Genomic DNA, 23,529 nt, shown 5'->3' on the forward strand with positions numbered 1-23,529 from the left:
GGCTATGTTGCTATTAAACGGCTTTTTTTTAATGATTACTTTGACATTGTCAGACAATCTTGTGTCTATATAGCCAACTCCCACTTACAAAAAAGGAGAATAGTGATCTATTCTCCTGCAGCGACGCATTGATTTAACCTGAACATTTGAATCAGGCAATGAAACCCTGATAAATAAAATACAGGCCGACGGTAGTCAGCAAGGCCGCAAAACATTTTTTCAATACAGCCGGTGAAAGCAGATGTGCCACTTTTGCGCCCAGTTTCGCAGTGAAAAAGCTCATCGTGCTGATACCGAGAAACGCATAAATATGAATATAACCGATAGTATTTGGTACGGTGACCTGCGCCTGTTTACCAAACCACATAAAACCTAATGCACCCGCGATTGCAATTGGCAAGCCACAAGCGGCAGAGGTCGCTACTGCTTTTTGCATGACAACCCCACAACGATTCAGAAATGGGACCGTCAAACTGCCCCCGCCAATTCCAAAAATGGCCGATGCCACACCGATCCCGCCACCCGCAGCAATTTGCAGCGGTGTTGAAGGTAATTTTTGGTTTGGATCGACCTGAATATTGGCACCTTTAAACATTCGAAACGCTACCCAGACCGCAAAGAACCCGATTAACAATTGCAAACCTCGACCAGATAAATAATCGGCAATCCCCGCACCCACAAATGACCCTATCACCAGACCTGGCGCCAGATTACGAAACACAGGCCACAGCACTGCCCCTCGTTGATGATGTGCCATGACCGAGCTGATAGAAGTCACAATAATCGTCGCCAGGGAAGTACCCACCGCCATATGCATAATCACGCTAGGATCGTACTGAAGCTGGGTAAAAACAATGTAGAGGATGGGTACAATGATCAGACCTCCACCGACTCCAAACAGGCCTGCGGCGAATCCGGCAATTGCACCAATCAATAAATATATGATTAACTCCATAACGATATTTACCACGTTTAGATTCAAATGGATGTAGAAACTCGTGAACTGCAACAACGATTAAGCGATGCAGGCCAACTCCCGGAAGTATTACTCATCAAACCGATTACCACATCGACCAATGATGATGTGCGCGAATTGGCAACGAAAGGGGTACAGCAGGTTCTGGTATGCAGTCATGTGCAGACCCACGGCCGTGGACAGCGTCAACGTCAGTGGATATCACCTGAAGGGAACATCTATTTAAGCACATTGCTGCATACACAAAAACCCATTGATGGTCGTCTGGCGCTAGAAATTGCGTTAAATATCCTGCAAATGCCAAGCCTAAAAGGCCTGGAATTACAGGTGAAATGGCCGAATGACCTGTACAGCCTGCATGGAAAATGGGGGGGTATTCTGGTCGAGCCAGTTTCAACCACGCAGGTGGTGGTCGGGGTCGGGCTAAATATTGATCCTCTGCCCACCAACCTTCCAGACCAGCTGGTCAGTTCCCTGAGCGAGCTGGGTTTATCCTGCACCTCAAGAGTCGAACTGATTGCCCAGTTATATCTGGCGATTCAACAAGCCGGGCAATGGTTTAATTATGGCAGTCAAAATCTGGCGGCGCGTTTCAATCGATCGGCTGCATTTATGCAACAAACAGTTGAATTTACCGATGTGCAAGGGCAATATTCCGGTACTTTTCTCGGAATTCAGGATGATGGTGCAGTCAAGATTTTGACCGATCAAGGAATCCAGACTTTTTATCAGGGACAGCTCCGCCTTCAACACGGTGGATGAACAGGCATACAGCAATGAAAAAATTATGGTTGGATATTGGCAATACCAGGCTGAAATACTGGATTACCGAGCATGATCAGATTATTGAACAGGCAGCGGAATTACATTTACAGTCTCCTGCCGATTTATTACTGGGCCTAATCCAGCATTTTAAAACACTGGGCTTGCATCAGGTGGGTCTATCCTCGGTCCAGGATAAAATCAATAATGAGCGTATTCTCAGCATTTTAGAAAGTCTGCATATTCCAGTGATTTTTGCTCAGGTACAGGCGGAATATGCTGGTCTGATCTGTGGCTATGATGAACCTTCTCAGCTGGGCATTGACCGCTGGTTACAGGTACTTGCAGTGGCGACTCAAGCGCATAAAAATTACTGTGTAATTAGTTGTGGTACGGCACTGACCATTGATCTGGCGCAAGGACAACAACATTTGGGTGGATTTATTCTGCCGAATCTGTACTTGCAACGCGATGCACTGATTCAGAATACCAAAGGCATTAAAATTCCGGAGGGTGCTTTTTCTGAACTTAATCCTGGCCGCAATACCTTGGATGCTGTACATCATGGCATTCTGCTGGGCCTGCTCAGCACCATTGAAAAAGTCCTGTATGATTTCCCAGCACAGCTGGTTTTAACCGGTGGAGATGCTCCACTGTTTGCGCAGCATCTCAGCCATCACCATCCCCAGATTGAACCTGATCTTTTACTTAAAGGCCTGCAGCATTTTGCAGCTCATTTGCCAGACACTGTTTGATAATATCCAGCAATTGAGGGAATTCGGAAAAGCCATCAGATTTATTGAAATGCCCGGCTTTTTTGATCTCAAAAATTTGTGCATTCAAGCTATGGGCTAAACGCAAGGAAATCGGTGCAGGCACATAGGGATCATTACTGGAAATCAGCATCACCGCACGTTTATAGCTATAGGGCAAGTTTTTCAGATCAAGTCGCACAGCCTGCAGTATTTTATTCAGTTCTGACCATGCCACCAAGGGTGTATCAAAGGCTGAGACCAGAATGATGCCGCCAATCTTGCGTTGCTGCTGAATATAATGTTCCTGTAAAAAGTTTAAAACACTGACGCAACTCAGGCCATGTGCAACTAAAAAGGTATGTTCATCCATGTGCGGAATGTGCAGTTTCAGATTCTGCTGCCACTCTTCTAAATCAGGCTGAAAAGGGTTGGCCAGCATAATCCGCTTGGACTCAAAACCGGCATTTTTAAGCTGGCGACTGAGCCAAGGGTACCAGTGATCATTGGAGGTCGCCTGATAATCCGGCACGATATAGACTTTTTTTATTATATTTTTCATAGTGCATTACTTATAATTATTGAACGCAAACGGCGTCGATAAAAATCAGTTTTAAACAGTCTGGAGATGGAATTCAAGTACCTTTTTGAACACCATCTCATATTAAATTTTAAAATTTAGCGAATACAATAACATGCCTAAATTTAAGATTTAATCAGATAAGGCTCGATCACTTTCCAGAGCTCCGGCAGATCAGTACAGCCTTGTGAATCAATAAAATGTCCGTGATGCTTGGCATTCACCACAATTGCATCAAGACTGTCCGCCTGTTCCAGGCTAAATTCTGGTGCAACCCGGTCATCTCCTTCGGAGTAAATCACCACACGCTCTGCAACCTGTTGTTTGAGTAAATCGAAATCGATATCCGCGGCATCAATAAAAGGGTTTACTTCATCCAGGCGACCCAGCCGGCCATTAAATCCCGCGATCAATACCAGTTGCTGAATTTTCTGCTGTCTTAATTCTCTGGATAGGTAATGCAATGCGGCTACAGTTCCCAAGCTATGTGCAATAAAGATACTGTCCTCATCAATTGCATCAATCTGTTCACGCATTTGTTGACCCCAGGTGTCCAGTGTCGGTGTAGTTGATGGATCCAGCCGGAGGACTTTTAAACTGACATTTTCCTGTTGGGCTTTTTCCTGAATCCATGGGTACCAGTTTTCTTCCGGGCTTGCAGTATAACCATGTACGACAATTACTTGGTTCATTTGAAATTTCTCTTTATTTTGTGCTGATATTCCCGAGTCTGCCTGATTAGATTTTTATTTTGGGTAAGTAAATGTTGTTTTGTTTAAACCGGTTTGACCATTTATTCGCAATAAAAAAAGGCGCATATTGCGCCTTTTTTTAAACAAAACTTATTTCTTGTCGTTGCCGCCGAACAATGGACCCATACCACCGCCGCCGCCAAACTGTTTCTGCAAGCCACCAAGTGATTTCATCATTTTTGCCATACCCGATGGATTGGCAAATTTTTTCATCATCTTGGCCATCTGCGCATGTTGCTTGATCAGCTTGTTGACTTCTGCCACTTCCATACCACAACCTGCTGCGATACGTTTTTTACGGCTTGGGTTCATCAAGTCTGGATTACGGCGCTCTTTCAGGGTCATCGACTGGATAATCGCTTCCATTTTCTTGACCTGCTTTTCAGGATTGGCTTGCGCCAACGCATCTTGCAGACCGGCATTGCTCATGCCAGGAAGTTTGTCCAGAAAGCCCATCATGCCGCCCATCTTGTTCATCTGCTCAAACTGCATCAGCATGTCTTCAAAGTTGAAGCTGCCGCCTTTTTGCAGTTTTTTCGCCATTTTTTCGGCTTTTTCTTTGTCGACCTTGCGTTCAAGTTCTTCGACCAAAGAAAGTACATCACCCATACCGAGAATACGCTGTGCAACACGCTCAGGATGGAATGGCTCCAAGGCATCGAGTTTCTCACCCATACCCAAGAATTTGATTGGCTTGCCGGTAATCGCGCGTACTGAAAGCGCTGCACCACCGCGCGCATCACCATCAGTTTTGGTCAGGATCACACCAGTTAAAGGCAAGGCATCGTTGAATGCTTTCGCGGTGTTTGCCGCATCCTGACCGGTCATGGCATCGACCACGAACAGGGTTTCAGTCGGGTTTATCGCAGCATGCAGCTCTTTGATTTCACCCATCATGTCATCATCGATATGCAAACGGCCTGCCGTATCGACAATCAGCACATCGGCAAACTGGATTTTTGCCTGTTCAATCGCACGATTGACAATCGTAATTGGTTTTTCGTCTGCGCTGGATTCCAGGAAAATCGCACCGACTTCACCCGCGACAGTCTGTAGTTGTTTGATCGCAGCCGGACGATATACGTCGGCAGAGACCATCGCTACTTTTTTCTTTTGACGTTCTTGTAAGAAGCGTGCAAGTTTCGCTGCAGTTGTTGTTTTACCTGCACCCTGCAAGCCTGCAAGTAGGACAACCACAGGTGGTTTTGCAGCGAGGTCGAGGCTTTCATTGGCCTCGCCCATCATTTTGGTCAATTCGTCATGAACGATTTTGACAAAAGCCTGCCCAGGAGATAACTGAGTCATCACTTCCTGGCCCAATGCTTCTTCCTTAACTTTCGCGATGAATTCACGAGTTACAGGTAACGCAACATCGGCCTCAAGAAGCGCCATACGCACTTCACGTAACGTATCTTTAATATTGTCTTCGGTTAGCTGCCCTGAGCCAGTAACATTTCTTAAACTCTGCGTGAGTCGTTCTGTTAAGGTATCAAACATTGCAAAATCCGCTTAAAATAGCCATGAGCAAAAAATTGTTTCTTAAAATAGAAAATTTATGCATAGAATGCTATAGGATACTGTAGTTCGCAGCGAATTTATATAAATGAATATTCATCACCCTTAAAAAGGTTTGACATGGTTAGCCTCCCCTTGGTTTATACGATCTTAGCATTAGTCGCTTATACCGCTTCCTTCTGGTATCTGTTCATTCATTTAATGTCTAAACGTACTCCTAATCAATGGTTTGTTTCGCTAACTGCACTGCTTGGCCTGAGCCTGCATGCACTGGTGTTATATGGTGATATGCATACTCCGCTAGGCATCAATTATGATGTCTTTTCCCTGTTTTCTTTTACCTCGGGTTTGATGCTGCTGCTCAGTATTATTTACAGTACTTATCGTCCGATTATTGCCCTGAACCTGATCGGGATTCCAGTGGCTGCCACAGGTTTGACCCTCGGTTTTGTCTTTACCCAGCCAGCTAAAATTATTATTCAGAACTCTCTAGGCTTGGACATTCATATTATTTTGTCTTTGTCTGCTTATGCAGTATTGCTCATGGCAACCATTCAGGCTGTAATTTTACGTTTTCAGGATCGTGAGCTGAAAAAGAAGCACAAACGCCGGGTTTGGGTCAGTTTGCTACCCTCTTATCAAGACATGGAATCACTGCTGTTTGATATGCTGATGACCGGTTTTGTTTTACTTACCCTCGCTTTGGGCTTTGGCTTCTTTACCATCGACAATTTCTTTGCTCAGCATCTGGCACATAAAACTGCGTTCAGTATTATTTCCTGGCTGGTTTATGGTTCACTATTAATCGGACACTGGAAGTTTGGCTGGCGTGGCCAGAAAGCCGTGCGCTTTACCCTGCTCGGTTTTGGCTTGCTGGCACTGGGTTTTATTGGGTCTAAATTTGTGCTGGAAATGATTCTAGGGCGATAATTCTGAGCCTTGAAATATTCAATTCATTGTCCAATAAACAGGCTTTAGCTTGAATATTCTTTAAACGGTGATACGCCCCACACGCACCGACAATGGCCAGCGAATCACTCTAGGCAATTCTGGATCTTCCCATTCTGGCAATAAGGCATCTGCCAGTACGTTCAGTGGATTATGTCCGAGTGCTTTAGTGGCAGCTTTCACGGCTGACCAGGTACTCATATAACCTATTAACTGATAAAAGTTCCATTCAACCTCTAATACAGGTGGCTCAATCGAAATTTCCTGAAATGGAAATGGTAGATTTTTATATCCTTCATCTACATGGCGACGTTCAGGCGGCCAGTACGATACAAGCGTGACTTCATAAAAATGCTTAAAATAATGATCCAGATGTGGCTCATCCACACTGAACACGCCATAGCTAATTAAAGCCAGAATGGCATTGGGTTTAGCAATACGACGGACTTCTGCGTAGAATTTTTCGAGATTCAGCCAATGCGCTGCTTGAGCCACCGCAATCAGATCAATACTCTGGTCAACACACGGGATCTCTTCAGCGAATGCCTGACCATACTGAATTTTTGGATGCGGTTTGGCCTGGGCAAGCTGTTCACTACTTGCATCAATTGCCATCACCTGATCGAAGTAATTCGCCAAAACTTCTGAAAGCTGTCCAGAACCACAGCCGACATCTACAGCCAATTTGGTACTTGGTGATAGCTCTGCCAATAGCTTTCCCAATGTATCCGGATAATGCGGACGAAACAAGGCATAATCCTGTGATTGCTGGGAGAAATGATCCTTGAAATGAGGCTGTTCCATACTGCCACCTGATATATTTATGATTCTTTTCAATATAGCTATTCATCTTTAAAACTCTATTATTTTATTGTGCTGAAGACAGCTGTTTTATTAATATTTCCTAAATCCCTTCTCACCCTCTCTCCCCTTTATGAAGCGTAAAATTTAGACTGCCTGGACATTCAGGCTGAAAAAACGTATAACACCGTTTTAAATTTACAGGTGTGCACCGTTGAAACTTGTGCTTGCTCCCATGGAAGGCTTAACCGATCCGATTATGCGTGATGTGCTGACATCCGTAGGTAGCTTTGACTGGTGCGTGACCGAGTTTATCCGTGTCACTGACTCCATTCTGCCCGATCATATTTATCATACTTACTGCCCTGAACTGTTGAATGGTGGCAAGACGGCGGCAGGTACACCGGTACATGTCCAATTCTTAGGAAATAATCCGGAGATGCTGGCAGCAAATGCCGCCAAAGTGGCAGCTATGGGCGCACCGGCAATTGACATGAACTTTGGTTGTCCGGCCAAAACCGTGAACCGTCATCGTGGTGGTTCAGTCCTTTTAGAGGAACCCGACGTCGTACATGAGCTGGTTAAAGCCGTGCGTGATGCAGTGCCTGCACATATTCCAGTCTCCGCCAAAATGCGTCTGGGTTATATGGACCGCAATTTCATGCTGGAAAATGCGCATGCTATTGAAGATGCAGGAGCTTCCTGGGTTACGGTACATGCACGTACTAAGGCCGATGGCTACACTCCGCCAGCATTTTGGGACCAGCTACAACCGATTCGTGAAGCACTCAAGATCAATGTGATCGCCAATGGTGAAATCTGGAACAATGCCGATGCCAAACAGTGCCGTCTGGAATCCGGTTGCGAAGACCTGATGATTGGCCGTGGTGCAGTGACCACACCCGACCTGACCCAATGTATCCGTCAAAACTCGGATGTACCTTTGATGAACTGGAATGAACTGCTGCAACTGCAAATTCGTTTTATCAACGGCCCAGCCAAAACTGAAATCGGGATGGTCGGTCGTTACAAGCAATGGCTCGGCATGATGTCGAAACATTATCCTGAAGCCAAAGCATTATGGGATGAAGTAAAACGGATTAAAGTTCTGGCCGAGATTACCGAAAAACTGAAAGCTTCAAATATTTAAAACCCAAAAGCCTTTGAATCATTCAAAGGCTTTTTTATGGTCTCATAAAAGCTTATGACTGCTTACGCTGTTTTAAGTTTTCTATGTGTTCCCGATTGGTTTTCCAGGATTTTTCTAAAACTCCTTTTTCTAGCCGCAGTTGTATCCGTTTTAATTTCGTTTCCGAAATCATCTGCCGATCAAAACTTTTCACATAGTCAGTCCAGCCTGCCCCCCGAAACACATGATTTGGCATCGGCGTTTTAAACACGGCATCCGGCATAAATACAATCACAGAGTGCAAAAGATCTGGTTCCACAATATCTGCCAGTAGCTGTTCCAATACTTTGATGTGCTTATAGTTCTGATGAATCGGATTCTGAAATTTATAACTGTTTCTATAGATTTTCTGGGTCCAGGTTTTTTGTCGCTCGTTTCCAAATATCCAGCCTTTATAGTTTTTGGTCTCAATCACAAATATTCCGTAAGGACTTAATAACAGATGATCGATCTGCGTGGTCGCGCCCATCCCGTCTGGAAGAGTCAAATCATTGAGCAGAATATATTGAGGATCTTTTAAATACAGTTTGACATGAGCAGCAACCGCAAATTCTCCTAGTTTCCCTTTTAAAAGTGGCTTGAATAATTTAAAAATCATCACGCCAAAGAAAAGTAGAAGAATCCACCCTAAGCTGGACCAGAGTGGACTTAATAGCTGTATCGTAGAATGTTCCATATTCTAATTTTCGTTTATTTTAAGTGTTTAAATATTAATGCGTTCGCTCAATATTTAACAGGATTTGTTTTTTATCCAAACCACCGGCAAATCCTACCAGCTTGCCACTGCGACCAATCACCCGATGACAGGGTGCAATAATCGAAATCGGGTTTTTGCCATTGGCTGCACCCACGGCACGTACCGCCTTGATATTACCCACCTGTTCAGCAATGTCGCGATAGCTTCGCGTTTGTCCGTAGGGAATATTCAGTAGGGCCTGCCAGACTTTTTTCTGAAAATCAGTACCGGCAAAGTCCAAAGGCAGGTCAAAAACATTGCGCTGACCGGCAAAATATTCCTGAAGCTGACGTCTGGTTTCAATCAATACCGGATGCTGCGGATCTTCAACCAAGGTCGCCAGTTTCACCCGATTCGGCTGTTCACAGTCCCAAAGCACGGCCACCAGTGCGGTTTCATTCGCGACCAGTCGTAACTGTCCTACCGGAGAATCCATATAGAGATAACTTAAGTTCATGATGGCGCCCTGTCCCAATCACTATAGTTCATTTTCTATATTAACCCAGTTCACCGAGATAGGCAGAAACAAATTATGAAGAGGATACTTTCATCAAAACCAGACCGGAAATGATGAGTACAGCAGCCAGCATACGCAAGGCAGAAGCAGGTTCACCCAGAACCCAAATACCGATGAGAAATGAACCCACTGCACCAATCCCGGTCCAGATCGTATAGGCTGTACCTAGCGGCAAAGTACGCATCGCATACGCCAGCAAAGCAAAACTCAGTACCATGAAGACAATGGTAATGATACTGGGGGTTAAACGAGTAAATCCTTCGGACAGCTTCATCGAATAAGCCCAAACGATTTCAAAAATACCTGCAAGAATAAGTACGATCCAGGCCATGCAACCCTCCTCCTTTTATATAAGAATCAGGCCGTCCTGACGATTTTTCCTGTAAATTCCAACACGCAACTCACAAGGGAGGTCGTTCCTCCTCAATATTTAGATATAAAAATTTTATTAATTCGCGTACCAACAATGTGGTCAGTGTTACAAAACATGACTTTTAGAGATACAAATTAACTTTGTCTTACTCAAGTCTTCACGACATTCTTACCTGCTCTGGTTATGGTAGAGACTAAAAATAGCAAGTTAGTATAGTTCCATACTCGGGCAGTTGAATTAATAACAATTTACATGAGAGTTCGCTCGGAATGTTAAGTTATACACATTAATCAAGTTCAAACATTTTAGGGATAAATTACATGATTAAACATAAATTCGTAAGAGATTGATCATTTTTTACTTGGTTGAATTATTAACTCCTGATTAACAAATAACCACTAAACATAAGGGTTATATGCAATAAAAAGAACCCGATTTGAGTTCTTTTTATACAAATATTGTCTAAATCGCAATCAATCACAGTACAAATGATTACATTTTATGCAACATATCCATATGGTTATCAACATAGATATCTACACACTTATCCATAAAGTTATCCACATATTTATGCGCATCTGATGTTTTAGCGATTAGAGTTGAATCTGCCCTACTCTGGCTAACTCTGCACGCATTTCATCAATCACAGCTTTATAATCTGGCTTGCCAAAAATAGCTGAACCTGCCACAAACATATCGGCGCCCGCTTCAGCAATTTCACGAATATTACTCGGCGTAACACCACCATCGACTTCCAGACGAATATCACGACCTGAAGCATCGATCAGTTGACGTGCCTGACGCAATTTATCCAAAGTCATTGGAATAAATTTCTGTCCACCAAAGCCCGGGTTTACACTCATGAGCAGGATTTGATCGACTTTATCCAGTACATAGTCCAGATAATGCAGTGGCGTTGCCGGATTAAATACCAAGCCCGCTTTGGCACCACCCGACTTGATCAACTGTAAAGAACGGTCAATATGATCAGAAGCTTCCGGATGGAAAGTAATGATGTCGGCACCCGCTTCGAGAAAATCCCCGATCATGCGATCTACCGGCTTAACCATCAAATGCACATCAATGGGTGCTTTGATGCCATATTTTTTCAAAGCCTTACACACGCCAGCACCAAAAGTCAGATTCGGCACGTAATGGTTATCCATAACATCAAAATGGACAACGTCTGCACCTGCGTCCAACACGTTCTCGACTTCTTCGCCTAGACGGGCAAAGTCAGCAGACAAAATAGAAGGGGCAATTAAATAAGGCTTGGACATGGAGAACCTGGCTCGTTGAAATTGGATTTTTCCCATTATATCAAATCCGCTCCGGCTACTGTGACTTCGATGTTGCAAGAATAAAACGCTATGTAACGCTTTGCGGCTTATGATTCCACCCATGACTGGTTTAAAGTACAGGGGAATGATTACAAGTATAGAAGATCAATGAAGAAAAGTACTGCCCATATCCAGACACAACAAGCCTCACGCGTTGCCAAACGCCTGGCCAATCACTGGAAACATAAATTCAATATTGATGAAAATGAATCAGCTTTTCTGATTCATTTTCCAAGTGCGGAAGTGAACCTGGCGCCAGAAGCAGAGCATCTTACTGTAACGATTCAAAGTAACGATGACGCTACTGATCTGAATAAACTTGAAAATGTTGTGCTGGATCATCTAATCCGTATGGGCCAAGAACCACTGGAAGCAAATTGGCAACGTGATTAACTCAATCACGACTGACTGCTTGCTTAGACATTTTTGCATCAAAGGCATGAATACGCTCGATACGTTCCTGTTCTTCGGGATGCGTATTCAGCCATTTTTCAAGTTCAATCTGAATTACCAGCTCATCTTTTTTCGGCTGTGATAAACGGAGGTTTTCCACCCGTTGCAAGAAATTGGATAAATGAATACTGGAAATGCCGCGTCCGTGTAAATGTTTCATGGCATAGTCGTCTGCATCATATTCCAGATGTTTTGAATAATCAGCATCACTTAACTTCACTGCAGCTGCAGTGAGCATACTGCTGCCATCCTGGAAAATCATTTCCCATGCCATCGCGACACTGGATGCTGCAATCAGCTTTTGCATGGCATGCTGGCGTACAATATGACCTTGTTCATGAGCCAGTACTGCAAGTACCTCTTCTTCATTTTCTGCGATCGCCACCAATTCATCCGTGACTAAAATAGTATTGTTCGGAATCGCCAAGGCATTGGCGCCCAGCTCTTTACCTTTACGGAAAATCAGTTTAGCAGGCGCATGCGGATTTTCAGCAATTTCCTGTTGAAAACGCTGACGTATGCGACTTTGATAATCAGCACTTAAAGCAGACACTTCCGTTCTTTTCACCAAATTTTGTTCAGTAACATCACCAATGCGCTGTACCGTATTGTCTGGTACCCAGGCTGCAACTTGTTTGGCACCCCACGGAATCACCCATTTCACGACACTAAAGATCATGACCAAAGCCAATACTAGCAAGGTGAGCAACTGCGCAGGCGAGCGCTCCAATTGCCATATCGCTTCATAAATAGCTTTTTGTGGTTTGGCAAACCAATGCGGTACACGGCTAATAAACTCAATACGTGCATCATTCGGAAGTTCTACAATCGCAAGTCGACGGCCCACAGCACCAATAAAAGCCATCATTTTATAAGGAATCTCTACATCCCGGTTTTCGTCATCGATATAACTTAATTGAATGAGGTGCTGATCAAGGGGGCGGATTAAAGCGGGATGTGCTATTGCAGAGCTACCATCATAATAAAGCACTTCAACAGGTCTTTTTTGCATGATGATTTCCCCTACAATGATGCATCAAAATCAAACATAGAACTAAATTCAGCTGCCAGGGAATTAGGGTCAGGCTGCAACATATTTTGTAATTCGTTAGGATCATCCAAGACAAAGAGTTCCAACATACTGGTTTTATATTGATAAAAACGGATGTCGGCCCATGCGGATAACAGGCCCAAACTGATAATTTTTAATACCCAGTTTGACAAAACAATCCATGCATAACGCCATGGATTAGCACGTGTTTTAAAAAAATTCTCACCTAGAAACAGATTGTTCCATGTGGTGATATAGATCCGTGCCAACATGATCGGTAAGATAAAAATCAGGCCAATGACCCACAGCAATAATAAAATCACAATCAACAAGTCATGTTCTGAGTTTGACGATTGACTTGCATCGATCAGGGCCACCATCGCAAAGCTAAAAGCCAGCATCAACAGTAAAGGTCGATAGACAGCCGACATATAATTTTTGTGGGTAGCATTCAAGCGAAATTTAAATTGTCCCAATTGTAAATGATCGAAGCAATAATGCTTATAGAGCCAAATTAAACGAGGTAGCAAAATAAATAAACTTAAGAGAGTCTTGATTACCTCGACACTCAATAAGCGATATAAATATTTGTTTTCACCATAGAAATAAAAACGTGTATTGCCAAATTTGGTGTTGCGACTTCTAAATTTAAGCGTCAGGCGAAACAACCACGGTACCGCCATATACAACATGCCCAAGCCCAGAGTGGCCAACAACACCGAGTAGTTCGACACCATCAAGAACACTATATAAATTTCCAGGGCTAAAAGCCGGCCAAGAAAAATCTTGCTGGGTAAACCGGTAAAATCAAAGCGACGCTGCAAAAATTCGGTATTGCCATAAAAATAACGCTGACGACGCGATTTCGCCCAAGGTGAATACAAGGTCAAGGTCAATACCGTCAATAAAATATTACTCAACCAGATACCAAAATATTCTGAGGTACTACCATGAAACTTGAATTCATATCGCTGATATTTCGGTCTGACCGAAGGCGTGGCTTCAGTCGAAAAACTTGAAGCAGCTGGAAATAATGGCTCACTGACACGAATACCGCCTGCTGTCTGCTGCATGACGACCCCAATTTTTTATACTTTTATACAACTGATATTAAAAGAAAAACCCCCAGAATGTAAAAACATTTTGGAGGTTTTTTAATCTTTTTAGCGCTATTACATCTTTGCAATACCGATTTAAGGATTTAACTGCACGGCATGGAATTGCAAATGATCATCTACAAAACTTTGAATAAAGTAATACCCATGATCATAGCCCTGATGTTCACGTAAAGTTAAGGGCTGGTTCACGGTATCACAAGCCTGCTGAAACAAGGCTGGATTGAGCTGACTATAGAACTGGTCTGAGAACCCCTGATCAATCAGGATATCATTGAACAATGCACCTTTCTCCTGAACCAAAGCGGTCGCATCGTGCTTGAGCCATTCTTCACGGTTTTCACCCAGATAATTCGAGAACGCCTTGTCGCCCCACGGGCACTGGCTTGGCGCACAAATGGGTGCAAAGGCTGAAACAGATTTGAATTTTTCCGGATATTTAAATGCCAGGGTCAAGGCACCATGCCCACCCATAGAGTGGCCAAAGATGCCGATTTTACTGGAATGGATCACGAATTCCTCAGTGACCAGTGCATAGAGCTCATCCACAATGAAGCTTTCCATCTGGTAATGTTCAGCCCACGGCTCCTGGGTTGCATTGATATAAAAACCCGCACCCTGACCAATATCCCAGTTGTCGCCTTCTGCCACGCCTTCACCGCGTGGTGAGGTATCCGGTGTGATTAAAATTAACCCCAATTGTGATGCCAGGCGCTGGGCATGTGCCTTGATGGCAAAGGTTTCTTCAGTACAGGTCAAACCTGCCAGATAGAATAATGCCGGACAGCTATGACCTTCCAAGGCTTGAGGCGGCAGATAAATTCCAAATTTAGTCGGGGTTTTAAGATAGCGCGAATCAAAACGATAAATCCGCTGTTCACCCTCAAAGCTTTTATTGTTCTGTATAAGTTCCATGGCTATTCCTTATTATTGCAGCCGATCTATTGGGGATATTGGGCTAGGGAGACTGTATCGTGGTGCTGTTCTGGGGAAATAAACGCTGCTCCAGTTGAGGCAACATCAATTCCATATTCTTGCCAATCACCCATTGCGGTTCTGAAGGTTCGAAGCCCTGGACTGCCTCCCATTTAGCTACCGTAGTTTTAGCCTGTTCAAAAGAGGCTTTTAGACTATTATTTTCACGCATGGCTTCATCAAATAATGCCCGGCCAAAATAGGTATAATCCGCTTCATTGGAACAGCCAAAAGACTGGCGGTCAGCTGCTGAGGCAGTGATAATCAGGGTATTATCATTCTGCAAGGCAGAAGCAAAACTGCCCGAGAAACAGGCTGAAATCACAATCACCCGCCAGCGGATTCCGGATGCATCCAAGGTATCACGCAACCATTTTGGATCGACTTGTGCCAGATCCAGCGGAGCATTTTCCATTTCGAACACATTTGGCAAACCGTGAGAAGTCATATATAAAAACAGCACATCACTTTCACGGTTCATCTGCTGCCCCATACGGCGCAATGCCAGTTCCATACTGGTTCTGGAAGCAATCGGTACGGTGGTACGTGTCGCCGGATGATTAACCAGGGCAATGGATCGGCCAAAAGTACCAAAACGGGTATCAAACTGTTCTTTAATCCGCTCGACTTCAGAATAGAATACATCCTGATAGCTGGCTCCAGCCACCCCCATGAAATACCAGTGCGACTGTGCAAATTCACCATATTCAATGTTTTCCAGCACTTTGTTCAGCAGAACCGGCTGGGCATAGAATGCATCTTCAGCAAAACTTGGTGGAATTTCTTCAACTTTCCAGATGGGCTGATCTTTAACTGAAATCTGCCAGACCACCAGAGTAAACAAGGTCGCCAGCATGATCAGCGCACGTTCCCACCATGGCCATTTTAATTCACGCGAGATGACCCAGACCACTGCCAGACTTTGCCAGACAAACAGCATGACAAAGAGCGTTGGAATATAGTCATAGAGGATATATGGCAGGTAATCCAGATCACCCAGATACTGGATCAGGCACTGGAACAGCATGATATGGGTATCTAACACCAGCCATAATAGGGCCGGTACCAGCATCAGGCGTGGATTATTGACCCGTTGCGAAAGAAAAATACCAACAATCAGGGCAATAAAAGGCCATAGCGCATAACTGATCAGGCCTTGAGAGTTAAAATCTCCCATACGGCCTGAACTGAGCCAGCTAAATAAACTGTTGGCACAACCTCCCAAAATACCCCAGAACACCAGTTGCATGATGGATGGACGAACCAGCTGTAAAGAACGCCGAGATCCCAAAAATAACCACATCCCGGCAGTTTGGTTGCTTTTAAAATCGTGCCAAAAATTAATGGAGGGTTTAAAGTCGATCATAGGATGTCAAGGAGATAAGTGGTTCGCCAATGTGCTGAATAAGTTTATGCTTGATAAGCATTTAATCAATGTTAATTTTAAATATATAACAAATCTTTGCTTAATAAAGAAGCCATTCTCCTATTCAGCTACAAGTTCATGCTGAAAATACGCATCAAAGCGACAAGCATCACCTTGCCATTGATGATTAGGTTCTTTTCCGGCCAGAAATACCGCCAGACGCGGACGCTTGACCACGACACGCCTGCCAATTTTTTGTGCCAGTTCCAGAAGATTATCGCCCAGATCCATTTCACCATCTTCAGGCAATAACATATGTAACAGCTGCATCTGTTTTTTGACCTGTGCCTGTTTTTTGACTGCCTGCTGGTTTTGGTCACGCTGAGGGAACATCGGGTCAAGATAAACCACATCAACAATCTGCTGCTGCTCGGCCTGCTGTTTTAAATAATCGGCTGAATCTGAAAATACCAAATGAATCCGGGATACGACCTGACTCAGGAACGCATCCGACTGGGCACGTGTATGGCTATCTTCCAGCAAGGTGAATAAAATCGGATGCCGTTCAACCAGGGTGACTTTCGCGCCTAAATGTGCCATCAACAGACTGTCATGCCCCAAACCTGCAGTAGCATCAATCAGGCTCGGCTTCTCAGCTAAATTACAAGCGCGTGCAATCATTTCCGATTTTAAAGAAGCCCGTTTTAACCGTCCGGTTTCCGCTCGCCAGTCTGGTTGCATTTTCATACCATTGGCACATAACCAGAGTCCGTCAGCATCAACACAAAGGGCCAGTTCAGGATTTAAGCGGAAAAAACGTGCATTGAGTTTTTCCACGTGTTCAATCTCGACCACTACCCCACGAGCAGAAAGCACAGCCTTGAAGTGCTGTGCTTTCTCTTGATAGTCAGATTCGGCATATAAGCGAATCGTGCTTACCATAATTTCCAACCTGTATAGGCAAATAATAAAATCAGCAGACCTGAAACAATACGGTACCAGGCAAAGATCATAAAGTCGCGCTTGGCCACATATGCTACCAGCGCACGGATGAGTAACAATGCCGAAACGAAAGAAACCAGAAGCCCGACCGCAATTACGGTCCAGTCTTCAGTGGTATTTAGAACATCATAGCTTTGATAAAGATCGAGCAGGCCAGCACCAATAATCACCGGAATACCCAGAAAAAATGAGAATTCAGTTGCGGCCTTGCGTGATACGCCCAGGAACATCGCACCGATAATGGTCGCACCAGAACGAGACGTCCCCGGTATCAAGGACAAGACCTGAATCAGACCAATCCAGCATGCATCTTTAATGCTGAGCTCTTCAACTTCATGGACACGCACTTGAGGTGGATTCTTTTCAATCCAGATAATAATCAGACCACCAATAATCAGCCCCATGGCGATGGCAATATCATTGAACAGAAACTGCTTGACCGTTTGGCCAAAAGTCAGACCAATCAATACAATCGGGATAGATGCCAGAATCAGACCTATACCTAGACGGCGACCTTGTGGCTCACCACTGACAATCCCGGTCGCTGCTCCCCAAAGACGTGCCCAGTATTCATAAATAACTGCAGCAATTGCCCCCATCTGGATTGCGATGACAAATACATCACTCTTTTCCTTGGTCCAGAAATTCATTAATTCTGATGCCAAAATCAAATGGCCGGTACTGGAAATAGGCAAAAACTCGGTAATGCCTTCGACAACACCCATGAGAGCCGCTTTGAGTAGCAGTAAAAGATCCATGCTTTATCCTAGTTAATTATGCTTTACCTTGTTCTGGAATTTTTTTCCATGCGTTATCACGTAAATATACCGGTAATGCCAATTCTGCACTGACCCAGTTTTCGGTTTGTGCTGCTACACGTGCGATGCTGGCAATATCCTGTGCGGTCGCGTGCACATTTTTATAAATTGACGTTTCACTTTGTACCAGTTCAGCTCCTGAACCGACCGGAGTATACTTTACTGCCTGACGACCCTCAGCATAATTTAACAGTTGCTCATCATCGACCGGCTGCATAATTCCTTGGGTATCCAGTTGATAGCTCGCGATATAGACTTCGCTCATGCGAGCATCCAACACGGCAGACACTTCAGTCAACCCGTGTAAGCGGTAGGCGGCTTGAGCCAAAGCCTGCAAAGTCGACACCGGAATCACTGGCAAATCATTGGACCAGGCCAGAGCCTGAGTTACAGCAGCATTAATCCGCACACCACTAAATGAACCCGGACCACGACTAAAGGCAATCGCGGTCAAGTCAGCAATGTCCAGTCCAAGATCTCGCAGACCTTGTTCAATCATCGGAAGAATCGTTTGCGTTTGTGCCCTGGCGCGCGCATCAAGCTGAAAAAATAATTCTTGTGTATCATCGATTACAGAAACGGAACACTGCTCATTGGCAGTCTCCAATGCCAGCACTTTCATGCACAACCTTAATTCAGAGAATAGAAAAACGCGCATATGATACTCCACTCATATCCGCTGCGCGAGATTTTCCCGAAACAGATACAAAAATGCCTAGAAAATCTAGGCTTATAATTCAGACTATAGAATAAAGAAAAGTACCCTAAAGTTGCACTTCTTCCAAGTCCTGAAAGTTTTGAAAATGCTCGGCATAATGCATGGCACTCATTTTCAGTTTTTGAATACTGTCATCATCCAGCGTTTTTACCACTTTACCGGGTGAGCCCATCACCACAGAATTGTCTGGAATCACCTTACCTTCAGGAATCAGAGCATTGGCACCAATAATACAATTCTTGCCAATCACGGCATGGTTCAGAATAACTGCCTGAATTCCGATCAGGCTATTATCGCCAATGGTACAGCCATGCAGCATGGCCTGATGGCCGATTGTCACATAATCACCAATGTGCATCTCAATGCCTGCATCCGTATGCAACACTGCATTTTCCTGCACATTGCTAAAGTCACCCAATTTAATTTTACTGTTATCTGCACGTACTACAGCCCCAAACCAGACACTGACTTGGCGCCCAAGTTCAACTTGCCCAATCACGGTTGCCGTTGGTGCCACCCAGCCATCCCAAGGCTGATGTGTAGCATTAGGGGTATAGTCCTTAAATTTATACAACATTGATAAAATCCTGTTCAATGGTTAAAAAAGTTTGGAGATTTAAAGGCCGGCGAATTCAGCAAAAATGGCCAGTCTTTCTTATAATCCAGTCCATACTGGAACAGAGAAATCAGCATACGTGCGGTCAATCCCCAGACCACTTCATTTTCTACCCGCATACTCGGAAAATATAAAGATTGCTGGGCAAAACGGACTTCATAGGGCGTGGGCGTCACTTCAAGCAAATGCTGCAATGAAGCAAAGAAAATCCGGTCAATTTCTGTTGGCTGTGGAATCAGTTGCACTTGCGGAGGAATCAACCCCACAATCGGCTTGACCAGCATACCATTTCGGGCTTTTTGCATGGGCAAATCACCCATTAAATGCACATCAAAGGGGTTCAATGCCGTTTCTTCATAGGCCTCTCTTAAAGCCACTACAATATTACTGGTATCTTGCGGATCACGCTTCCCCCCGGGAAATGAGACTTCTCCAGCATGATTATTCAAATAGGCTGAACGGCGTGTCAGCAATACTTTGGGGTCAGCTTCATCTGTAATTGCAATCAACACGGCAGCATGCGCAGATCGGATACGCCTGGAAAAACGTAATCTCTGCCGCAACCTTTGTGTCAATTCACATCCATCCATTCTTTCAGCCCTAGCAATGATCATAATTTCATCATAGCTGATTTTTGTCAGGACGGGAGAGAAATGATGCCAAATTTAGGTTTTTCAGTTATCCTGAGCTTACTTTTATCATTGATGATGAATATGAACTTCTGTGTGAATTGTGGACATAAAACCACAGCTAAAATTCCTTTGGGCGATCAGCAGATTCGCAGCGTGTGTGATTCATGCGGCTCTATTCATTATATTAATCCGAAAGTCATTTGTGGTGCTTTGGTCCTGTTCGAAAACAAGGTGCTGCTGTGCCGTCGTGCCATTGAACCACGTTACGGCTTATGGACGTTACCTGCCGGCTATATGGAACTGTTTGAAACCATGGAGCAAGGCGCGGCACGGGAAACCCGTGAAGAAGCTGAAGCTGAAGTAGACATTGAACAGCTGTACTGCATGTATAACATTCCGCGTATTGGTCAGATTTATGTACTGTTTAAAGCCAATCTGATTGATGGAAAATTTGGTGCGGGTGAAGAAACCATCGAAAGCCGTCTATTCGATGAAGCGGATATTCCCTGGACTGAACTTGCCTTCCCGAGTGTAGAACATACCCTCAGACATTATTTTGAAGACCGGAAAAATAATACTTTCCCAATGCATCTGGAAACCTTAGGCACACGTCTAGACCATACCGGCTAAATTCAGCATGCATAAAAAATCCCACACTAAGATGGGATTTTTTATTTTTAAAAATATTATTTGGCTTTGACTTGATAACAATCTGCCAGCTTAAACTCAACAGACCCACCATTTAGTTTAGCCAGTTGAGTATCTGCAGGCGTTAAATCCTTATTATTGTTATTATAAACTTTCTGAAAACTGGCATAGGTATTGGCCCACTGCACCTCTTCACCTACCGAATTCAGGAAAGTGACACGTCCAGTCTGGCCAACATTGCTATTCAATACATTAGACAAATTAAGCAATGCGCCACCGATCACAATCGAATCCTTTGGATCCGTTGAGGACTGGATACGCGAGTCAAGCCCAACCAATGCACCATTTAAGTTGCCAAACTTTTCATTGGCCAGAATCAGGCGCATTGATACCGCTTTATCGGCAACAAATGCACGACCTAAAGTGCCAAGTCGGTATTGCTGTACACCGTTGATTAACAGGTTACTGCCTAATACATCTCCCTGGCAACCTGCTACCGGGTCAGTTGCCAAATTGCTGGCAGATTGCATATTGGTACGTACATCCCCATTACTGTCAATCACAATTCCCAAGGTAATTGGATTCACTGTGCTCTCGGTAAATTTAAACTCCAGATTGGCGTACATTGGGAAAATATAACTCTGCCCAGGTTCTACGTTCTCCGCTGTTCTAAAGATCTGACGATCCAGATAACTAATCGGGAAAATCTTGTAGAGGTCAAAGCTTCCAGCATAATTCTCATTATCAGCCGCTAAGCGCCATAAACCCAAGTTGGCTCGGTCAGAGGCATCTAGTACCGTTTTGTCAGTTACTTTTTTATAAAAAGCTTCATTACCTGCGATCACATAATCATTCAATAATTTGCCTTGGTACAGTTCAAGCGGATTACTAGAATTCGCCACATTCAGGCGATAAGGCGTAGTGATGGTTTTTCTGGTTGGGTGAATCCAGGAACTTTGTGGATCTGCAGTCATCTGTACCGGCTTCACCTTACGGATAAGCTGAGCATTAATGCCCCCCAAGGAAGATAAATTTTCTGTCGCCATTTTTAACTGTGTATCACGCCATTGCAGGCCACTACCAAAGGTATAGCCTTGGCGATCGGTAATCAGCATAAAATGGCCAAATAAATATTTGGTATTTTTATTTTTAATATCACATGGACTTAGGTTACAACCTACCAGTCCATCTGAACCCGACAGATTAGTACCAATTACACCTGAAGTTGAGAACAATGAAAACTCTGGCTGATACACGGCTGCATTGGCAATCGTTACCAGTTTTTTAACTGTGGCAAAAGCCACCTCATCAGTAATCTGGCTGACATCCACAAAATCTTTAATTTTCTTTTCAAAATCAGTATCAGTCAGGCTGATATTTCCGCTGGTTTTTGCCAGGTCTTTGCGCATCTCTTCGGTAATATATAAAGGCTGTACATCCAATGGATTTACAATACGCCCTTCTTGTAGCGCCAAAGCTTGTAAAATTTTAACTAGACGCATAGCCACCTGAACGGTAGGGTCTGTAGTGACTAAATCACCTACTCGGCGTCCGGTAATCCCACTTGCAATATCAATTACACTTAAACGCGGCAACTGGGTCTGGGCATTAAAAATGGCATAGTCGCTCAGTTTAATTTGCCCTAAATTGATCTTGTTTGAAGCAAAACTTTGAATATAAAATTCAATATTATCTGTCTTTGTACAGGTTCCGGAAGCTACACCATTTTTACTATCAAATAATGTAATAAATGTATTTTCTGTATCACTACTACAGTTAAAGTTCAGACCATCGAGTGGATATTCCAGTCCCCATTCCACACAGTTGGTGGTACCGGGAGTACACGTACCATTGGTCGTGGCTTCATCATTTTTTTCTGGAATAACGTTGGCACTTTCCCCACCGCAACCACTGAGTGTGGCCAAAAGTGCAGTTACAGCAAATGGGTATAATAATTTATTTTTCATTTTTCTATACTCGAATAGTCCTTATCGAATAGCGACTAATTTTAGTTGTCCATGATTTGTCAGCATCTTGTCTTCGACATCTATAGCTGAGGCTAAAGGTGTCAATAATACGTATTCAGTTTTTGCAGGTATCTGCAGGATCCCTTCAATATGTTCATGTTGAATAATATTCGCCGGCCCTTCCTGATTTTTAAAACCGCCAGCTCCTTCCAGCACACAGCCACGATTGTCTAAAAATACAACAAAAGGCCAATAATAAGTTGGATTTTTTTGGCTTGAAGCATAAGAGTTAATCTGAATATTTTTAATATCAGATTGAAGTTTCACCACTTCAAAATCAAATTCGTCTGCTTTAAGAGGCACACGAGGCCACAGATTGATCGCTTTTTTAAGGCTAACTTCTTTAGCATTTTTAATTTTTTTATCGTTAAAACACTGTTTCCCTAAGCTATCGATGGTTTCAGGCTGTGATATACGATAATAACTTTGTGCCAGTACCACAGGACCAAAATCTAGCTCTGGCGTTTGAAACAGGGCTTTTAACAGGGATTGCCCAACCCCTTTTTCACGCTCAATCGTCTGGATCCGGGTAGCTCCCATATTTTTGTCTACCACACCTTCAGGCATGCTATAGAAACGTTTTTTACCGTCTACATTGAATTCTTTATTTTCCAGATATTCACTATCCACATATTCAATGCCTTCTATCTGGCTAAATCCGGTTTTTTGCACAGTTGCTGCAGAAGATTTAAGGCCAGTATTAGCAATTTGAGGAACTTGAGCTTGTGATTCAGACTTCAATCGCGTTTTAGACTGCGTCCGTTCTGGGGCAATAACTGGTTGTACTGGTTGTACTGGTTGTACTGGTTGTACTGGTTGTACTGGTTGTACTGGTTGTACTGGTTGTACTGGTTGTACTGGTTGTAC

The 23,529-nt window shown here is 43.8% G+C and carries 26 protein-coding genes; 6 read left to right on the forward strand and 20 right to left on the reverse strand.

The features are described from left to right. Nucleotides 1-151: 151 nt before the first annotated feature. On the reverse strand, nt 152-955 hold the full coding sequence (locus VXQ11_RS12080) for a sulfite exporter TauE/SafE family protein (protein ID WP_416681193.1): 804 nt from the start codon (nt 953-955) through the stop codon (nt 152-154). Nucleotides 956-982: 27 nt separating this feature from the next. Between VXQ11_RS12080 and VXQ11_RS12085 the strand changes: the two genes are divergently transcribed. Both VXQ11_RS12085 and VXQ11_RS12090 read left to right on the forward strand, forming a co-directional pair. Then, entirely contained in the window at nt 983-1,738 is a 756-nt protein-coding gene (locus VXQ11_RS12085) for a biotin--[acetyl-CoA-carboxylase] ligase (protein WP_416681191.1), read from the forward strand. A gap of 14 nt (nt 1,739-1,752) precedes the next feature. Further along, a complete protein-coding gene (locus VXQ11_RS12090) occupies nt 1,753-2,493 on the forward strand; it encodes a type III pantothenate kinase (RefSeq protein WP_416681190.1) in 741 nt (246 codons plus the stop codon). Here VXQ11_RS12090 and VXQ11_RS12095 read toward each other — a convergent pair. The 3 genes from VXQ11_RS12095 to ffh all read right to left on the reverse strand — a co-directional run bounded on the left by VXQ11_RS12095 (nt 2,447) and on the right by ffh (nt 5,319). After that, nucleotides 2,447-3,052 (reverse strand): RBBP9/YdeN family alpha/beta hydrolase, encoded by a 606-nt coding sequence (locus tag VXQ11_RS12095; protein ID WP_416681189.1) that lies wholly within the window; start codon nt 3,050-3,052, stop codon nt 2,447-2,449. The two genes, VXQ11_RS12090 and VXQ11_RS12095, sit on opposite strands and share 47 nt — an antisense overlap. A gap of 143 nt (nt 3,053-3,195) precedes the next feature. Next, nucleotides 3,196-3,762 (reverse strand): RBBP9/YdeN family alpha/beta hydrolase, encoded by a 567-nt coding sequence (locus VXQ11_RS12100; RefSeq protein WP_416706130.1) that lies wholly within the window; start codon nt 3,760-3,762, stop codon nt 3,196-3,198. 150 nt (nt 3,763-3,912) lie between these two features. Then, entirely contained in the window at nt 3,913-5,319 is a 1,407-nt protein-coding gene (gene ffh / locus VXQ11_RS12105) for a signal recognition particle protein (RefSeq protein ID WP_005247147.1), read from the reverse strand. A gap of 138 nt (nt 5,320-5,457) precedes the next feature. Here ffh and VXQ11_RS12110 point away from each other — a divergent pair, with 138 nt between their 5' ends. Further along, entirely contained in the window at nt 5,458-6,267 is an 810-nt protein-coding gene (locus VXQ11_RS12110) for a cytochrome C assembly family protein (protein WP_416706131.1), read from the forward strand. Between the two features lie 60 nt (nt 6,268-6,327). Here the strand turns inward: VXQ11_RS12110 and VXQ11_RS12115 are convergent, their stop codons facing one another. Continuing rightward, the gene (locus VXQ11_RS12115) at nt 6,328-7,089 is read right to left on the reverse strand and encodes a class I SAM-dependent methyltransferase (RefSeq protein WP_416706132.1); all 762 of its coding nucleotides are present in this window, start codon (nt 7,087-7,089) and stop codon (nt 6,328-6,330) included. Between the two features lie 211 nt (nt 7,090-7,300). Here VXQ11_RS12115 and VXQ11_RS12120 point away from each other — a divergent pair, with 211 nt between their 5' ends. Continuing rightward, on the forward strand, nt 7,301-8,236 hold the full coding sequence (locus tag VXQ11_RS12120) for a tRNA-dihydrouridine synthase (RefSeq protein ID WP_416706133.1): 936 nt from the start codon (nt 7,301-7,303) through the stop codon (nt 8,234-8,236). A 52-nt stretch (nt 8,237-8,288) separates the two neighbouring features. Here VXQ11_RS12120 and VXQ11_RS12125 read toward each other — a convergent pair whose 3' ends face one another. The 4 genes from VXQ11_RS12125 to rpe form a co-directional block, all read right to left on the reverse strand. Beyond that, nucleotides 8,289-8,951 (reverse strand): nuclease-related domain-containing protein, encoded by a 663-nt coding sequence (locus VXQ11_RS12125; protein WP_416706134.1) that lies wholly within the window; start codon nt 8,949-8,951, stop codon nt 8,289-8,291. 34 nt (nt 8,952-8,985) lie between these two features. After that, nucleotides 8,986-9,468, reverse strand: a complete 483-nt coding sequence (locus tag VXQ11_RS12130) for a methylated-DNA--[protein]-cysteine S-methyltransferase (protein ID WP_064097025.1) — start codon at nt 9,466-9,468, stop codon at nt 8,986-8,988. Nucleotides 9,469-9,541: 73 nt separating this feature from the next. After that, nucleotides 9,542-9,859 carry a quaternary ammonium compound efflux SMR transporter SugE gene (gene sugE / locus VXQ11_RS12135; protein WP_064101815.1) on the reverse strand — a complete coding sequence of 106 codons (318 nt, stop codon included), beginning with the start codon at nt 9,857-9,859 and terminating at the stop codon, nt 9,542-9,544. A gap of 635 nt (nt 9,860-10,494) precedes the next feature. Continuing rightward, nucleotides 10,495-11,181, reverse strand: a complete 687-nt coding sequence (rpe, locus tag VXQ11_RS12140; protein WP_416706135.1) for a ribulose-phosphate 3-epimerase — start codon at nt 11,179-11,181, stop codon at nt 10,495-10,497. Nucleotides 11,182-11,349: 168 nt separating this feature from the next. On the opposite strand from rpe, the gene VXQ11_RS12145 reads away from it, so the two are divergent. After that, complete coding sequence (locus VXQ11_RS12145) at nt 11,350-11,634, forward strand: DUF2218 domain-containing protein (RefSeq protein ID WP_064101817.1); 285 nt, start codon at nt 11,350-11,352, stop codon at nt 11,632-11,634. A 1-nt stretch (nt 11,635) separates the two neighbouring features. On the opposite strand, the gene VXQ11_RS12150 is transcribed toward VXQ11_RS12145, so the two are convergent. The 9 genes from VXQ11_RS12150 to VXQ11_RS12190 all read right to left on the reverse strand — a co-directional run bounded on the left by VXQ11_RS12150 (nt 11,636) and on the right by VXQ11_RS12190 (nt 19,945). Next, nucleotides 11,636-12,706 carry a M48 family metallopeptidase gene (locus VXQ11_RS12150; protein WP_416706136.1) on the reverse strand — a complete coding sequence of 357 codons (1,071 nt, stop codon included), beginning with the start codon at nt 12,704-12,706 and terminating at the stop codon, nt 11,636-11,638. Nucleotides 12,707-12,717: 11 nt separating this feature from the next. After that, a complete protein-coding gene (locus VXQ11_RS12155; RefSeq protein ID WP_416706137.1) occupies nt 12,718-13,818 on the reverse strand; it encodes a YjgN family protein in 1,101 nt (366 codons plus the stop codon). 120 nt (nt 13,819-13,938) lie between these two features. Further along, nucleotides 13,939-14,775, reverse strand: coding sequence for an S-formylglutathione hydrolase (gene fghA / locus VXQ11_RS12160; protein ID WP_416706138.1), 837 nt, complete (start codon nt 14,773-14,775; stop codon nt 13,939-13,941). 43 nt (nt 14,776-14,818) lie between these two features. After that, nucleotides 14,819-16,201 (reverse strand): C13 family peptidase, encoded by a 1,383-nt coding sequence (locus VXQ11_RS12165; RefSeq protein WP_416706139.1) that lies wholly within the window; start codon nt 16,199-16,201, stop codon nt 14,819-14,821. A 120-nt stretch (nt 16,202-16,321) separates the two neighbouring features. Further along, nucleotides 16,322-17,143, reverse strand: coding sequence for a class I SAM-dependent methyltransferase (locus tag VXQ11_RS12170; protein WP_064097032.1), 822 nt, complete (start codon nt 17,141-17,143; stop codon nt 16,322-16,324). Then, nucleotides 17,137-17,961, reverse strand: a complete 825-nt coding sequence (locus tag VXQ11_RS12175; protein WP_064101820.1) for an undecaprenyl-diphosphate phosphatase — start codon at nt 17,959-17,961, stop codon at nt 17,137-17,139. The genes VXQ11_RS12170 and VXQ11_RS12175 overlap by 7 nt, the downstream gene beginning before the upstream one ends. A 16-nt stretch (nt 17,962-17,977) precedes the next feature. Further along, nucleotides 17,978-18,643, reverse strand: a complete 666-nt coding sequence (gene tsaB / locus VXQ11_RS12180; protein ID WP_064097034.1) for a tRNA (adenosine(37)-N6)-threonylcarbamoyltransferase complex dimerization subunit type 1 TsaB — start codon at nt 18,641-18,643, stop codon at nt 17,978-17,980. 142 nt (nt 18,644-18,785) lie between these two features. After that, nucleotides 18,786-19,313, reverse strand: coding sequence for a gamma carbonic anhydrase family protein (locus VXQ11_RS12185; protein WP_416681255.1), 528 nt, complete (start codon nt 19,311-19,313; stop codon nt 18,786-18,788). A gap of 17 nt (nt 19,314-19,330) precedes the next feature. Further along, entirely contained in the window at nt 19,331-19,945 is a 615-nt protein-coding gene (locus tag VXQ11_RS12190; protein WP_416681178.1) for an NUDIX hydrolase, read from the reverse strand. Between the two features lie 123 nt (nt 19,946-20,068). Here VXQ11_RS12190 and VXQ11_RS12195 point away from each other — a divergent pair, with 123 nt between their 5' ends. Then, nucleotides 20,069-20,617, forward strand: a complete 549-nt coding sequence (locus VXQ11_RS12195; RefSeq protein ID WP_171255272.1) for an NUDIX hydrolase — start codon at nt 20,069-20,071, stop codon at nt 20,615-20,617. A gap of 56 nt (nt 20,618-20,673) precedes the next feature. Here the strand turns inward: VXQ11_RS12195 and VXQ11_RS12200 are convergent, their stop codons facing one another. Next, the gene (locus tag VXQ11_RS12200) at nt 20,674-22,602 is read right to left on the reverse strand and encodes a hypothetical protein (protein ID WP_416706140.1); all 1,929 of its coding nucleotides are present in this window, start codon (nt 22,600-22,602) and stop codon (nt 20,674-20,676) included. A 21-nt stretch (nt 22,603-22,623) separates the two neighbouring features. Beyond that, on the reverse strand, nt 22,624-23,529 hold a 906-nt coding region (gene filE, locus VXQ11_RS12205), incomplete at its 5' end, for a putative pilus assembly protein FilE (protein WP_416706141.1).

This window comes from Acinetobacter sp. 197, from assembly GCF_048148385.1.
Taxonomy (GTDB): Bacteria; Pseudomonadota; Gammaproteobacteria; order Pseudomonadales; family Moraxellaceae; genus Acinetobacter; species Acinetobacter pecorum.